General features: G+C 37.2%; 12 protein-coding genes. 11 read left to right on the forward strand and 1 reads right to left on the reverse strand.

The features are described from left to right. Window positions 1-42 precede the first annotated feature (42 nt). The 6 genes from ACKTTZ_RS15455 (at window position 43) to ACKTTZ_RS15480 (ending at window position 11,267) form a co-directional block, all read left to right on the forward strand. Window positions 43-957, forward strand: coding sequence for a ribonuclease Z (locus tag ACKTTZ_RS15455; RefSeq protein ID WP_034695314.1), 915 nt, complete (start codon window positions 43-45; stop codon window positions 955-957). 7 nt (window positions 958-964) lie between these two features. Continuing rightward, window positions 965-1,735, forward strand: a complete 771-nt coding sequence (locus tag ACKTTZ_RS15460; protein WP_034695393.1) for a TIGR02757 family protein — start codon at window positions 965-967, stop codon at window positions 1,733-1,735. Between the two features lie 11 nt (window positions 1,736-1,746). After that, a complete protein-coding gene (locus ACKTTZ_RS15465) occupies window positions 1,747-2,313 on the forward strand; it encodes a DUF1003 domain-containing protein (RefSeq protein WP_034695317.1) in 567 nt (188 codons plus the stop codon). Between the two features lie 194 nt (window positions 2,314-2,507). Next, window positions 2,508-4,868, forward strand: a complete 2,361-nt coding sequence (locus ACKTTZ_RS15470) for a T9SS C-terminal target domain-containing protein (protein WP_034695319.1) — start codon at window positions 2,508-2,510, stop codon at window positions 4,866-4,868. A 219-nt stretch (window positions 4,869-5,087) separates the two neighbouring features. After that, the gene (locus tag ACKTTZ_RS15475; RefSeq protein ID WP_407845963.1) at window positions 5,088-8,621 is read left to right on the forward strand and encodes a choice-of-anchor L domain-containing protein; all 3,534 of its coding nucleotides are present in this window, start codon (window positions 5,088-5,090) and stop codon (window positions 8,619-8,621) included. 288 nt (window positions 8,622-8,909) lie between these two features. Continuing rightward, on the forward strand, window positions 8,910-11,267 hold the full coding sequence (locus ACKTTZ_RS15480) for a T9SS C-terminal target domain-containing protein (RefSeq protein WP_034695321.1): 2,358 nt from the start codon (window positions 8,910-8,912) through the stop codon (window positions 11,265-11,267). A 130-nt stretch (window positions 11,268-11,397) separates the two neighbouring features. On the opposite strand, the gene rsmA is transcribed toward ACKTTZ_RS15480, so the two are convergent. Next, window positions 11,398-12,168, reverse strand: a complete 771-nt coding sequence (rsmA, locus tag ACKTTZ_RS15485; protein WP_034695323.1) for a 16S rRNA (adenine(1518)-N(6)/adenine(1519)-N(6))-dimethyltransferase RsmA — start codon at window positions 12,166-12,168, stop codon at window positions 11,398-11,400. A gap of 91 nt (window positions 12,169-12,259) precedes the next feature. Here rsmA and ACKTTZ_RS15490 point away from each other — a divergent pair, with 91 nt between their 5' ends. The 5 genes from ACKTTZ_RS15490 (at window position 12,260) to rluF (ending at window position 16,022) form a co-directional block, all read left to right on the forward strand. Beyond that, window positions 12,260-13,159, forward strand: a complete 900-nt coding sequence (locus ACKTTZ_RS15490) for an ABC transporter permease (protein WP_034695324.1) — start codon at window positions 12,260-12,262, stop codon at window positions 13,157-13,159. Between the two features lie 2 nt (window positions 13,160-13,161). Then, the gene (locus tag ACKTTZ_RS15495) at window positions 13,162-13,458 is read left to right on the forward strand and encodes a DUF3098 domain-containing protein (RefSeq protein ID WP_079241025.1); all 297 of its coding nucleotides are present in this window, start codon (window positions 13,162-13,164) and stop codon (window positions 13,456-13,458) included. A 96-nt stretch (window positions 13,459-13,554) separates the two neighbouring features. Continuing rightward, the gene (locus tag ACKTTZ_RS15500; RefSeq protein ID WP_407845964.1) at window positions 13,555-14,373 is read left to right on the forward strand and encodes an undecaprenyl-diphosphate phosphatase; all 819 of its coding nucleotides are present in this window, start codon (window positions 13,555-13,557) and stop codon (window positions 14,371-14,373) included. A 20-nt stretch (window positions 14,374-14,393) separates the two neighbouring features. Beyond that, window positions 14,394-15,092: a tRNA pseudouridine(55) synthase TruB gene (truB, locus tag ACKTTZ_RS15505; RefSeq protein ID WP_129037073.1), complete on the forward strand. Its 699-nt coding sequence runs from the start codon at window positions 14,394-14,396 to the stop codon at window positions 15,090-15,092. A gap of 207 nt (window positions 15,093-15,299) precedes the next feature. Then, window positions 15,300-16,022 (forward strand): 23S rRNA pseudouridine(2604) synthase RluF, encoded by a 723-nt coding sequence (gene rluF, locus ACKTTZ_RS15510; RefSeq protein ID WP_407845965.1) that lies wholly within the window; start codon window positions 15,300-15,302, stop codon window positions 16,020-16,022. Window positions 16,023-16,186 lie beyond the last annotated feature (164 nt).

A 16,186-nucleotide genomic window follows, 5' to 3' on the forward strand; every position in this document is an offset into this window, starting at 1 on the left:
TTTATATTTTCTGTTGTACATTTGTTATCATAAATTATTGATTTGAGTACTTATTTAACAATATTAGGTTTTAACTCTGCGATTCCAACCATCAATACATCACCCACAGCACAGCTGCTGGAAATGGAAGAAAGACTCTTCCTGATCGATTGTGGAGAAGGTACACAGGTACAGCTGAGAAAGGCAAAAGCAAGATTTTCAAAAATCAATCATATTTTTATCTCCCATCTTCATGGAGATCATTGTTTCGGACTTCCGGGGCTTATAGCTTCTTTCCGTCTTTTAGGAAGAGATATGCCTTTGCATGTTTATGGTCCTAAAGGAATTAAGAAGATGATGGAAACCATTTTTCAGATTACAGAAACCCATCGAGGTTTTGAAGTGATTTATCATGAACTGGATAAAGATTATTCTGAAAAAATATATGAGGATAACAGGGTAGAAGTCTACACTATTCCGTTGGATCATAGGATTTACTGTAATGGGTATCTTTTTAAAGAAAAACCGAAAGACAGACATCTTAATATGAAAGAGATTGCCAAGTACAGCGAAATTGAAACCTGCGATTATCATAATATCAAAGCAGGAAAAGATTTTGTACTAAGCGATGGTTATGTCCTTAAAAATGAAATTCTGACTGTTGATCCCGCTCCATCAGTATCCTATGCGTTTTGCAGTGATACCCGTTATCTTGAAAGTGTGATTCCTATTATTAAGAATGTAACGGTTCTGTATCATGAATCTACATTTTTACATGATTTGAAGGAAATGGCAGATTATACAGGACACACTACAGCTTTGGAAGCAGCTACCATTGCTCAGAAAGCTCAGGTTGGAAAGTTGATTTTAGGTCACTTTTCCAACAGATATGGAGATCTGACAGTATTTACTGATGAAGCCAGAGAAATATTTCCCAATACATTTTTACCAAAAGCATTGGAGAGTGTAAAGATTTAGTATGAATATGTTGAAATTTGAAGAGCTCAGAGATTTTCTCAACGAAAAAGCAGATCAGTATAACGCTCCTGATTTTATTGAAAATGACCCGATACAGATTCCGCATCGTTTTTCTTTAAAACAGGACATTGAAATTGCAGGATTTCTGGCAGCCACAATCTCCTGGGGAAACAGAAAGTCGATCATTAATTCTGCAGATAAAATGCTTGATATTATGGGGAATTCTCCCTATGATTTTGTAATGAATTATTCAGAAAGAGATCTGGAAAGTATTCAGGATAAAAGCATTCACAGAACGTTCAATGGACAGGATTTTTCCTATTTCATCAGACAGTTCAACAGAATTTATAAAGAAAATGAAAGCCTGGAAAGTCTATTTGAAGTCAACAAAACAGAGAATAACTTTCTGCACGCAATAGAAAGATTCAGAAGTGGTTTCCTGGAAACAGAAAAACACAGAAGCCATAAACACATCAGTTCACCTTATAAAAATTCCTCTGCCAAAAGGATTATTATGTTTTTGAGATGGATGGTACGTAAAGATAAAAGAGGAGTAGATTTTGGCATCTGGGAGAATATAGATCAGAAAAATCTTTCCATTCCTCTGGATGTGCATACCGGAAATATTTCCAGAAAATTAGGCTTGGTTTCCCGAACACAGAATGATTGGAAGACAGTAGAAGAGCTTGATATTGCCATCAGAAAATTTGATGAAAAAGACCCTGCAAAATATGACTTTGCATTGTTTGGATTAGGAGTGACAAAGGAACTGTTGTAAAAATATAAAGGATGAAAAAATATAACGAAAAAACAGAAGTTCTTGAAAAAATAGCAGACAGTATTACTTCATGGATTGGATCTATCCAGTCTCTGGTTGTGCATACCCTCTTGTTTCTTACTTCGTTTTTGCTTCCGATGCTGAATATTGTTGATTTTGATAAAATGCTTCTTATCCTGACGACGGTACTTTCTCTGGAAGCTATTTATCTGGCAATCTTCATTCAGATGTCTGTGAATAAAAGCCACGAGAAAATTGAAGATATCCAGGAAGATATCGAAGACATTCAGGAAGATATTGAGGAAATCAGCGAGGATATTGAGGAAATCAGTGAAGACATTGAAGAGATCAACGAGGATATAGAAGATATTCAGGAAGATATTGAGGAAATCAGTGAGGATATTGAAGAAATCAATGAAGACGAAGATGAAGAAGACCATAATGAAAGAGCGAAAAACGTAATACTCAAGAGCAATGTAAGCTCGAACAAGAACGAAATTAAAGCGTTAAAAGATATTATCTCCCAGTTGCAGAATGAAATAGATCAATTGAAAAAAGATGATAAACTGCCGGAATAATGACAATTAAAATATAAACAGATCAATAACATTGATCTGTTTTTTTATGTCCGAATTTTTGGGTTTAATGATTTATGGAAAATGTAACGATAAGAAAAATTCATTATGAATGTAGATGTAGAAATAGAAAATAGTAATAGGTGAGGGTGAATTAGTATGATTATTTTTGCTACATTTGAACAAATGAAAACAAAATGTTAATCTATAGACTAAAAAACTATTTTTTCCTTTTTTCTTTTTTATTGATTTCTGCTTCTGCATTTTCTCAAACGAGGCCTGTCAGAAAATCAGAAAAGATAAAACCTTCTGCTGCAGCTCTCAGGGCCGGAGCATTCATTGATGTGAATGTACCTCCTTATACGCCTTCAAACTATACGCCAGAGCAGTTGGTAAAGAATATTTTGATCAATGGCGGTACCAATTGTACAACAGCCAATGTTACCAACGTTACTGTGTCTCCTAATCATGAAGTAGGCAACAGTAACAGATTCTGGGGATATTTTCATAAAGGAACAACCAATTTTCCTTTTACAGACGGGATTGTCCTGACTACAGGATATGCTTCCGAAGCAGGTAATAATTATGTGGCTGCGGTTGGACAATCAGTAGGAACAGGAAGTGATGCGGATCTTGTAGCAGCTACCGGAGCCAATGTCAGCTTAACGGATGCCGTAGCTCTTGAATTTGATTTCGTTCCGAATTCAAACCAGGTAAAATTTAATTATATATTCGTTTCAGATGAATATACTTCCAACTATCCTTGTACAGGATATTCTGATGCATTTGCTCTTTTGTTAAAGAAAGTTGGAGATCCTACCTATACTAATCTTGCTGTATTACCGGGAGGTGCAGGACCTGTAAGTGCAACCAATATTGTTCCTGCAGGAAACGGATTCAGTTGTGGACCTATCAATGCAAGTTATTTTGGAGCATTGGCGAATCCACACTTAGTGATCAATTATTTTGGAAGAACAACTCCCTTAACAGCTATTGCAGATGTAATTCCGGGACAGACTTATCATTTCAAAATGGTATTGGCAGATGCAAAAGACCCTTCCCATGACTCTGCAGTTTTCTTGGAAGGAGGATCTTTTGACGTGGGAATTAAAATTGTTGACGAAGCTGGAGTAGTGTTACCAGGCACTATCAACATGTGTGATAATACTCCGAAACAGTTAAAGGCACAGGTAGCAGCAATTCCAGGGATGACTTATCAGTGGTATAAAGATGGAGTGGCTATTCCAGGGGCAACCAGTGCTGTGTATGTAGCTACCCAACCAGGAGTTTATACGGTAAAAGTAATGGTTCCGGGAAATCAGTGTCCAAGTGAAGCTACTATTACCATTATCGGAGGAACGAGCCCTACTGTACAGAATGCCGAACTTAAGCTCTGTACAACACCTGCAATTACCAGTTTTAATCTGGAAACAGCAAAACCTTTGATCAGTACAACGCAGGGAGCCGTATTCCGTTTCTATGCAAATCAGGCTGATGCACAGGCCCAAAATAACAGCTATATCACCAATCTGACCAACTATGCTGGTACAGATGGACAGATATTATACGTACTGGTTTCCAATGGAGCTTTCTGTAGTAAGATTGCAACATTAACTTTAAGAAAAGAAGAAACACCAACAGCTTTACTTACCGCACCAAGATTGAAAATCTGTGCCGGAGAATCCGTATTGCTTACAGCTACCGGAGGAGTAACATACCAATGGAGTGATTCTGCAAGTACCACCGGAGGAATAAGAACCGTAAGCCCTACTCAGACTACCACCTATACCGTATATGCTATAGGAGCACAGGGATGTAAATCTCTTCAGCCGGCACGTATTACCATTGAAGTAGTTCCGGCCATTGTTTCAAACTTGAAAGGAGGACACATCTGTCAGGGCGATAAAATTGTTCTGGATGCAGGTTCAGGTCCTGGATATACATATCAGTGGAGTTCAGGAGAAACAAGTCAAAGCATTACAGTAGCTACTCCTGGAGAATATTCAGTAACGATCAGTAACGGAGTTTGTTCAAAAGAGTTCAAAACTCAGGTTATTAAAGCCGTAATCCCTGAAGTAATAAAAGTAGATTATAGTGAGAATGGAGTTATGATCGTTACAGCAAGCAATCCAAGTAACGGTATTCTGGAATATTCAGTAGATAACGGAGTTACCTGGCAGTCTTCCAATGTATTTAATAATGTACCTAAAAATAAAGTCATTTCGATCAGAGTTAGGGTTAAATTTACCAGCTGTGTAGGTTTCCTTGAATTCTTTACATTCGTGATGAAAAATGTAATTACTCCAAACGGTGATAATATTAATGATGTCATTGATTTCAGCGGTGTAGTTAATTATAAAGATTTCAGCGGACAGGTTTTCGACCGATATGGAAGAGAAGTGTTTAAAGCAGCGAAGATCAACCCATATTGGGACGGATATTTCCAGGGCAAAAAGCTTCCTACTTCAACGTATTGGTATCAGGTAACCTTTGAAGATCCTGCAAGTAAAGAACTTACTGTAAAAACAGGATGGATATTACTTAAAAATATAGAATAATTTAAACTATAACTGAAAGACTGACTATTTCGTCAGTCTTTTTTTATTATTTTAAAATAAACAGAGTTGATATTCTAATATAAATAAATTTGCGTTAGTAATAATGTAAATTGTGTTAACTTGAATTTCAATCAAAAAAAATAGTATTTTTGTTCAAAATAATATAAAATGTTAAATAGGAGGAGAGGAAATTTATTTTTAGCGTTATTTTTAGCTTTCATGGGGAACTTTATTTGGGCTCAAAATAAAGGAAGGGTAGAAATTGCTGCAAAACCTAAAGCTGCTTCTTTAAGGGCAGGTGTTTTTATAGATGTAAACGCACCTAGTTACCCGGAATCAGGCTATCCTATAACCCAACTTATCAATGATGTACTTATATCCGGAGGTTCTACTTGTACCAGTTCAACGGTAAGCAATGTAACCGTTTCTCCAAACGTGTCTGCTACCAGTCAGAACCGTAGCTGGGGATATTTTAATAAATCAAATACCAACTTTCCTTTCAGTAAAGGGATTATACTTTCAACCGGATATGCCAATAAAGCCGGGAATACCTTCCAGGGAACATTAAGTGATGATCTGGGAACCGGAGGAGATGTAGATCTTGCGAACGCTTTAGGGATTGCTAACAATAACTTGACCAATGCAACCTCTATAGAGTTTGACTTTGTAGCAGCTTCTACTGAAATTACTTTCAGATATTTATTTGCTTCTAAAGAATATCAGCAAAACTTTCCATGTACTATTACAGATGGTTTCGCTTTGCTGTTAAAAAAATCCACCGATCCTACTTATACCAACCTTGCAGTACTTCCGGGAGGAGCAGGACCTGTAAGTGTAACGAATATCCACCCGCAATATCAAAACTGTGGGCCTAAAAATGAAGCTTATTACGGAGGAACAAATACCGCTCAGATTGAGACTAATTTTAATGGACGTACCATTCCTCTTACTGCTAAAGCAACAGTAATTCCAGGACAAACCTATCATTTTAAAATTGTGCTGGCGGATTATCAGGATCCTAACTTTGATTCAGCTGTATTTCTTGAAGCCGGATCATTCGATATCGGGGTGAAAATTCTGGATCCTGCAGGTGTACAGCTTCCTGCATCTGTAAATATGTGTGATAATACACCACAGACTTTTACTGCTTCTGTTCAGGGACCCAATATTACCTATCAGTGGTATTTAGGTACTAATGCGATTCCAGGCGCTACGAATGCAAGTTATACTGCAACACAGCCAGGGGTATATACCGTTAAGGTTTTTATTCAGGGAAATACCTGTCCGGGAGAAGCTACGATCACTGTGGTAGGTGGAACGTCTCCTACAGTACAGAATGCTACATTGACAGCCTGTTATGCTGCAGGAAATGCAACTTTTAATTTAACATCAGCACAAGCTTCAATAAGCACCACGCCGGGAGCTGTGTTTACCTATTATACAACATTGGCGGATGCTAATGCAGGAAACGCCAACACAATTCCTAATCCAACAGCTCATCAGAGTGCAGGTGGAACAGTGTACGTAAGAGTAGCAAACGGTTTCTGTGCAAAAGTAGCACAACTCCAATTGGTAAAAGCGCCACAAATGACGCCTACTATTGCTCCTCCGGCAGTACTTACCTGTGCTACCTCTCAGACTACACTGGATGCATCAGCCTCCGTTTATCCGGCAGGAGCTACTTTCAACTGGACAACTACAGGAGGAAATATTGTTTCAGGAGGAACTACTTTAAACCCTGTTATTAATGCAGCAGGAACATATACTTTAACGATTACAAAAGTGTACCAGCCTGGAAATATCAGCTGTACAGCTGTAGGAACTGTTACTGTAACAGGAAACAGTGCTCCACCAGTTACCGGGCTTACAGCAAGCAAAATAAAAATCTGTAAAGGAGATTCTGTAACACTTACTGCTTCAGGCGGAGCTACCTATAACTGGGGTAATGGCCTTACAGGAAATGGAAGTACACAGGTTGTTTCACCTACCGTTACCACTACTTATACCGTAACAGCCGTGGGTGCAAATGGTTGTGTCTCTCAAAACCCTGCAACGATAATAATAGAAGTTTCAGAGCCTTTTACAGCACAAAATGCAACATTGCACAAGTGTTATCAGCCAGGATTAACTTATAATCTTACAGAAGCACAACCTCAGATTACAACTACTGCAGGCGTTACTTTTACTTACTATGTCAATCAGGCTGATGCTAACGCAGCTAATGGAAACTTTATTGCAACACCTACAACATATGCACCTCCAGGAGGAAGCCAGACTATTTATGTATTAGTAAGCAATGGAGGTTGTAGCTATGTAGTATCTCTGCAATTATTAAGTACAGCCCAAACTACTCTTACCATTGCTGCACCACAAACAATTACCTGTACAACTCCTCAGGTTACTATCAATGCTTCGGCATCAGTCGTTCCTGCAGGATCTACAATTGCCTGGACGACAACCGGAGGAACTATTGTTTCAGGTGGCAATACCCTTACACCTGTTGTAAGCGCTGGAGGAACTTATACTCTAACGGTTACTAACATATCACAACCAGGAAACCTGAGCTGTACATTTACTGCTACAGTAACCGTTCAGGAAGATAAAGTACAACCGGTTGCTGCATTAGTTTCATCACAACCTCGTATTTGTGTGGGAGAATCAGTTACGTTGACTGCTTCCGGAGGAGTTACTTATAACTGGGGTAATGGTCTTACAGGAAATGGAAGTACTCAAGTGGTTTCACCTACTACAACTACTGTATATACGGTATTTGCAGTTGGAGCTAACGGATGTATTTCTGCAACGCCCGCAACTGTTACAGTTCAGGTAGGTCCACCAATAGCAGGTCTTACCGCATCTAAATTAAAAATTTGCGAAGGTGAATCTGTAACATTAACTGCCACAGGAGGAATTACTTATAACTGGGTAGGACTTACAGGAAACGGAAACACACAGGTAGTTACGCCTACAGTAACAACAGAATATTCAGTATATGCATTAGGAGGAAACGGATGTAGCTCTGTGAACCCAGCTAAAGTTACTATTGAAGTAGTTCCGGCGATCGTTTCTACTTTAAAAGATGTATTTGTTTGCGCCGGAGATAAAGGAACTCTGGATGCCGGGGCAGGACCCAACTATACTTATGTATGGAGTACAGGAGCAACGACTCAAACGATAACGACTAATATCCCGGGAACGTATTCTGTGATAATCAGCAATGGGGTTTGTTCCAAAACATTCTCTGCACAGCTTATTAATCCTGATCTGCCACAGTTTACCAATATTGTTTATGATAACCATATTCTTACCCTTACGGCAAGTAATCCTACAGGTGGAACTTTAGAATACTCTATAGATGGAGGATTGACGTGGCAGGCATCCAATGTATTTACAGGTGTTTTGAATAATACGATGTACTCTGTAATGGTAAGAGTGAAAGGTGCCAAATGTGGTACTTCTCTGGATTACTTTACATTCATTATCAGCAATGCCATTACTCCTAATATGGATGGGGTAAATGATACCATCGACTTCACTGGAATAAGCGGATACAAAGACTTCGCCGCTTCAATTTTCGACCGATATGGAGCGGAAGTATTCAAAGCAAGCAAAGGTAATGTTATATGGACAGGATCTTTAAAAGGAATCAATCTTCCTACTGCTACTTATTGGTACAGGGTACAATGGGAAAATCCGGCCAGCAAGAAAATGGAACAACGTTCAGGTTGGATTCTCTTAAAGAACAGAAACTAGATATTTACTAAAATAAAAAATCAACAACAAAATCTTTCAGCAATGAAAGATTTTGTTGTTTTTAAGAATAAATATTGTTGCGTTTTGTGAATTATTTGGAATAGGGGAGGAATATGTTAAAATTTTTTGTAATACAATGCTACCACACCATTTATGATTTGTCCGAATAGGGATTGATTAATGAAAATTTACTGTAAGAGCTTCTTATTTTGTTTTTTTATGGTAAAAAATATAAATATGTATATGATATATTTAAAAAAAAATTAAATTTGTTGAAACAAAAATATTATGAGAAGATATCTACCGCTTTGTTTATTTTTTTTAGTCATCTCGACTTTTTTATTTTCACAAAATCTGCCTCCGCGAAAACAGGCAAAAGAAATTCCTTCAAATCTATCCAGAAGGGCTGGTGCTTTTATTGATGTAAACGCTCCGCAGTATCCTGAAACCGCTTACACTATTGAAAAAATGGTTAAAGATGTATTGATCTCATCAGGGACCAATACCTGTCTTACTCCCAATGTATCCAATGTAAAGATTACACCTAATCACGCTCCAAGTGATGCCAACAGAGCATGGGGATATTTTCATAAAGCTACAACCAATTTCCCTTTTAAAGATGGGCTTATTCTTTCTACAGGGTATGCAAGAAGAGCTGGTAACACCTTTGAAGGTGGCCTTAGTGATGTGAACGGTGGAGGATCAGATGCTGACCTTGCACAGGTGATTGGAGTAGTGGAAAGTAGATTGAATGATGCCGTTCTTTTGGAGTTCGACTTCGTTCCAACAACCTCTCAGATTAAATTTAATTATCTGATCGCCTCAGAAGAATATACAGGCTCATTCCCTTGTACCTTTGCAGATGCATTTGCCATCTTGTTGAGACCTACTTCAGGTGGACCTTATGTAAATATGGCTGTTCTTCCGGGAGGAGCAGGACCGGTAAGTATTACCAATATCCACCCTGCAATTGCAGGGAGTTGTGGTGCCGTAAACGAACAATATTTTGCAGGATATAACACCGGAAACGTTGAAACAAATTTTAACGGGAGAACGATTCCTTTGACTGCTACGGCAACAGTAGTAGCAGGACAGCAATACCACTTCAAAATGGTAATTGCCGATTACAGTGACCATAGTTATGACTCTGCAGTATTCCTTGAAGGTGGATCTTTCAATATCGGAGTAGACCTTTTAGATCCTGCAGGAACAAAATTACCTTCAGACATCAATGTATGTGATAATGTACCTCAGGTAATTACAGCTTCTGTAAATGACCCTAACCTTGTATATCAGTGGTTCTATAACGGTGCACCAATACCTAATGCAACGACTAATACAATTACTGCAATACAGCCTGGTACCTATACTATCGAAGTAAGTGTTCCTGGTAATCCATGTCCGGGTAAAGCTTCCATACAGATTCACGGAGGAACAACACCGCTGGCTCAGGATGCTACATTGCTGCTTTGTACCACACCGGATATTACTACTTTTGATTTAAGTACAATTATGCCTACCATCAGCCCAACGCCTGGAGCTATCTTTAAATTCTACGAAAATCAGGCGGATGCTGTTGCACAGAATAACAATTATATTCAGACTCCTTTAAACTATAATGGTAACGATGGACAAATTTTGTATGTTCTGGTTTCCAATGGAGGATTCTGTAGCAAAATTGTAGAATTGACATTACAGAAAGAAACAACCCCAACCGCTAAAGTGAAAGCTTCCAGAATAAAAATCTGTCCGGGAGAATCTGTAACCCTTACCGCTGAAGGAGGAGATACTTATCTTTGGAGCAATTTCATGGGAACAGGGAATATGCAGACCGTTACTCTATACCAGACTACAACATTTACAGTATATGCACTGGGAGCAAAAGGATGTAAATCTCTGAATCCGGCAACAATTAGAATTGAAGTAACACCAGAAATTACTTCTACATTAAAAGATGTTGAAATGTGTGTAGGTGATATTGTAACACTGGATGCAGGAGCTGGCGATGGTTACAAATATCTTTGGAGCACAGGTGCTACAACGCAGAAAATTAATGTAAACCAATGGGGTATTTACTCAGTGGAAATTGATAACGGTATCTGTAAGAAAGTTTTTGAAGCTAAAGTAATGGGAGCAGCAACTCCTTTCGTTACCGCTTTAAATTATGAAAGCATCAAAAAGTCAGTGACAATTACAGCCGAAAACCCGCCAATGAACAATACGCCAAGTACTTTGGAATATTCTATTGACAACGGGATTACATGGCAGGATTCCAATGTATTTACTAACCTTTTAGATAATACAAACTATACTGTTTTAGTAAGAAGAGTAGGAACACATTGTGTGGGATCTCTTGAATTCTTTACATTGCAGATTAACAATATCATTACTCCGAACGAAGACGGAATCAACGATGTACTGGATCTTAAGGCTCTTGGAGACTTTAAAAACTTTACAGGTTCTGTGTACGACAGATATGGAGTGGAAATGTTCCGATTCTCAAAAGAAAATCCTATTTGGGACGGAACAGTAGGTGGTAAGAGACTTCCTACAGCAACATACTGGTATAAGTTCAACTTTGAGTATCCAAAATCAAAAGCTCAGATGAACTGGTCAGGATGGATCATGCTGAAGAACAGAAACTAAAATTGATAATGTACTATAAAAGAAAGCCTTTCGAATTTATTTGAAAGGCTTTCTACTTTTAACGAATAAGGTTATTGTACTTTATTCAACAAAAAAAGCTCCTGATAGAGGAGCTTTTATAATTATTGTCTTATTGATTTTCTTTCCAGAGATTCGCAAAGTGTATAAAATCTGCAACACTTAGTTCTTCCGCTCTCTTATCTAAAAATTCATGTCCTTTTAAAGCTTCAGGAATGTTTAATGATTTCAGAGCATTAGACAGCTTTTTTCTTCTTTGGTTGAAACCTGTTTTTACAATCTGCTTAAACAGAACCTCATTGCCTGCAAGTCCTTCCTTAGGATTTCTTGTAAGTCTGATGACTCCCGATTTTACTTTTGGCGGAGGATTGAAGACATTCTCATGTACCGTAAACATATAAGATACGTCATAATAAGCCTGTATCAGAACAGAAAGAATACCGTAATCTTTAGTTCTCGGAACAGCAGCTGTTCTTTCAGCAACCTCTTTCTGGAACATTCCCACCATTTCCGGGATCAATTGGTAATGATCTACAATCTGAAACAGAATCTGTGACGAAATGTTATAAGGGAAATTTCCAATGATAGCAATCTGATCGTCTTTGATAAAACTGAAATCCTGCTTCAGGAAATCTCCTACAAAAGTCTCTTCCGTTACTTTTGTATAATTGTTTTTCAGGTATTCAATAGATTCCGTGTCTATTTCTGCAAGGTAAATGTTCTGATCCTTTTCAAGAAGATATTTGGTAAGAACTCCCATTCCGGGACCTACTTCCATGATGTTGGTATAGTTCTCAAAACTAAGACCTTCTACGATTTTTCTTGCGATATTTTCATCTGTCAGGAAGTGCTGTCCAAGATGTTTTTTTGCTTTTACACTCAAAGTTTTTTATGATTTTATTAACAGTGATTTTCTTTATTTCGTCCCAAATTTCGGAAGATTTTTTCTATTTTAGCCAAAAATTTTAATATTAATGGCTAAATCTGTAGATGAATTTAATAAGAAAAGGCTTCGGTCCAGCAATATTACAGTAGTGATAAGTATTGCCTTAGTGTTATTTTTGTTAGGATTAATGGGGCTTATTCTGATTAATGCCCAGAAGTATTCTGACTATATCAAAGAACAGTTGGTGGTGAACGCCTACTTTGATGAAAACTATGATGCTAAAGATTCTGTAAAAATTGCAAAACTTGAGGAAGAAACTTTTAAAAAGGTACAGTTATTAGCTCCTGTAAAAAAAGCGACTTATATTTCAAGGGATATGGCGGCTAAAGAAGCCAAAAAAACTATGGGAATCGACAGTGATGCACTGTTTGAAGAAAATATTTTCCCTTCTTCTATTGAAGTAGCTTTAAAACCGGAATTCGTGGATCCAGCAAAAATTGATGAAGCCATCAAAGAGATCAAATCTGTTCCGGGAATTATCGATGTTAAAAATGACAGTACTTTGATGGTAGATGTTTACAATAACCTGAGCAGAATTCTGAAATGGATCTTAGGATTTTCAGTACTGTTCCTGATATTGGCGGTTGTATTGATCAACAACTCTATCCGTCTGAAAATATTCTCAAAGAGATTTATTATTAAAACAATGCAGCTGGTAGGAGCGAAAAGAAGATTTATCCTTAAACCTTTCATTGTAGAAGCTATTATTCTGGGAGCTATCGGCTCTGTAATAGGTCTTATTGCGTTAGGAGGAGTTTGGTATTATTTCACAAGTCAGATTGGTTCAGCTTTCGTGCAGGACAACAATCAGTACTTCTGGTTAGTTATCCTCGTACTTGGAGTAGGAATTTTTATTTCTGTCTTAAGTACAATTTTCGCTACATGGAGATTCTTAAAATCAAACGTTGACGATTTATATTACTCTTAATAATGAGCAAAAAAACAAATAAATTTTCCGCTTCAGACTTTGGACATGAAGCTGAAGTACCACAGGAAAACGCTTTCTATTTCGGACAGCAGAATTTCAAATGGATGCTGATCGGATTAGCATTTATTGTAGTAGGATTTCTACTGATGATGGGACCTGATGCCAATACTGTAGATGGGAAATTTGATCCTAACTCATGGAATGACGATATCTTTTCTATCAGAAGAATCAGAATAGCACCTCTGTTTGTTGTTATAGGATTTGTCATAGAAGTGTACGCGATCTTAAAAAGAAAATAAATAAATTTTTATATTTTGAGATTAAGAGATTAAGAAATTGAGAATCATGTATTCTGAGTTTCCGGATCTCTTAATCTTTTAATTTTTTAAAGGAATATGGATTTAATCAAAGCAATTATTATTGCCATTGTAGAGGGGTTAACAGAATATCTTCCGATTTCTTCTACTGCACATATGGGATTTACTGCAAATCTTATGGGGTTGGAGGAAACAGAATTTTTGAAAATGTTTCAGGTGTCTATTCAGTTTGGAGCTATTTTATCTGTAGTAGTAGCCTACTGGAAAAAGTTTTTTGACTTAAATAATATTCAGTTCTATTTCAAGCTTGCATTTGCAGTAGTTCCGGCTTTAGTGTTGGGCTATTTGTTTGATGATAAAATTGAAGCCGTTCTTGGAAATCAGATTGCTATTTCTTCCGTATTGGTTTTAGGGGGTGTTGTTTTACTGTTTGCAGATAAATGGTTTAAGAACCCTAAGATTGATGATGAAAAAGGAATTACCATAAGAAATGCTGTTACCATTGGTTTCTGGCAGTGTCTTGCGATGATGCCGGGAACAAGCCGTAGTGCTGCTTCTATCATTGGAGGAATGGCACAAGGGCTTACCAGAAAAGCAGCGGCAGAATTCTCTTTTTTCCTTGCAGTACCAACAATGCTGGCAGTAACAGTGTACTCAGTTTTTGTGAAGACCTGGGGAAAAGAAACGGCCAATCCACAGAAAGGATATGAAATGATTATGGCTTCTCAGGATCACATCATGATCTTCGTTGTAGGAAATATTGTAGCATTTATTGTAGCGCTTATTGCGATCAAAGCGTTCATTGGAGTGCTTAATAAATATGGATTCAAACCTTGGGGCTGGTACCGTATTTTTGTTGGAATTGCCCTGTTGATTTATTTTTATTTCTTTAAATAAGAAATCTTTTATACCCATTCATGACTGCTGAAGAACTGAAATCAGGATACATTTTTTTATTGGATAAGCCTTTGGACTGGACTTCCTTCCAGGCTGTCAATAAAATGAAATATAAACTTAAAAGGGAGTTTGATCTTCCTAAAAAATTTAAAATAGGACATGCCGGAACTTTAGATCCCAGAGCAACCGGGCTTCTTATCGTCTGCTGTGGAAAATTTACAAAGAAAATTCCGGAGATCCAGGATGCTCCCAAAGAATATTGGACAGAGATTAAGATTGGTGTACAGACAGAATCTTACGATACTGAAAAACCTGAAATTCTTCAACAGGAGATTTCCCATATTACTGAAGAACAAGTAATAGAAGTATTGGAGAAATTTGTTGGAGAAATTGAACAAAAACCACCTGTTTATTCGGCTATTAAAATTGATGGCGAAAGAGCTTACAACCTTGCCAGAGCGGGTGAAGAAGTGGAGATGAAAGCAAGAAAAACAACGATCCATTATATCAAGGATATAAAAATTGATTTTCCTTTAGTGAGTTTTATGGTAGGATGTTCAAAAGGAACTTACATCAGAAGTCTTGCCCATGATATCGGCCAGGAATTGGGAGTAGGAGCTTATCTGACGCAGTTAAGACGTACCAAAATTGGGGATTATGCTATTGAAGATGCTACAGATCAGTTCCTGAATAACGAGTACAGATTTGAAGGTCTGTAAAAAATTATATTAAAAATTCTCAGGATATTGAGAATAGTACATTACCAGAAAGTATTGTTTATGGTTTGACTGCCATAGGGATATTATTTTCTTCCTAACTTTGCATTAGGAAATACTGGGAATATAAGCTGATGGTTTTTTCATAAACTTACACTATGAAAGTACTATTTTCAGCAATTAAAATTATACCGGCTACGGAAAAGACTAATGGAAAAAACGCGTATCAATAAATATTTATCAGAAGTGGGATACTGTTCAAGAAGAGCAGCAGATAAACTTTTGGAAGAAGGAAGAATCAAGATAAACGGGAAAATTCCTGAGTTGGGAACCAAAGTTTCTGATGAAGATCTTGTAGAGGTAGACGGAAAACCAATCAGAGAGCCTCAGGAAAAACCTGTGTATATCGTTTTTAATAAACCTGTAGGAATTGTCTGTACTACCGATACAAAACGTGAAAAAAATAATATCGTAGATTATATCAACCACCCGAAGAGAATTTTTCCTATCGGAAGATTGGATAAACCCAGTGAAGGACTTATTCTTTTAACAAGTGACGGTGATATTGTCAATAAAATTCTGAGAGCGCGAAACAACCACGAGAAAGAATATCTTGTTCGTGTAGACAAACCTATCACTCCAAGATTTTTGGAAAAAATGCGAAACGGAGTTCCAATCCTTGATACCGTGACAAAAAAATGCGAGGTAGAGAAGATTGATGAAATGAATTTCAGAATTGTTCTTACTCAGGGACTCAACAGACAGATCCGAAGAATGTGTGAATATCTTGGATACGAAGTGAAAAAACTGAAACGAATCCGTATCATGAATATCAAACTTGATTTGCCGGTCGGGAAATGGAGAGATATGACAGACGAAGAACTTAATACGCTCAATTCTTTGCTGGTAGATTCCAGTAAAACATTTGATTAAAAATATCTAATATACTTTAACGGTTTCACTTTCATACTCAGGAATGAAAAGTTGATAGATCATTAAATATTTTTTCATTTAATTATTTATCACTTATTGGTGTAATATATTTTTATTATTCAATAAAAATATATTATATTTATAATATTAACACCAATAACCTG

This window comes from Chryseobacterium sp. KCF3-3, assembly GCF_045865955.1.
Classification (GTDB): Bacteria; Bacteroidota; Bacteroidia; order Flavobacteriales; family Weeksellaceae; genus Chryseobacterium.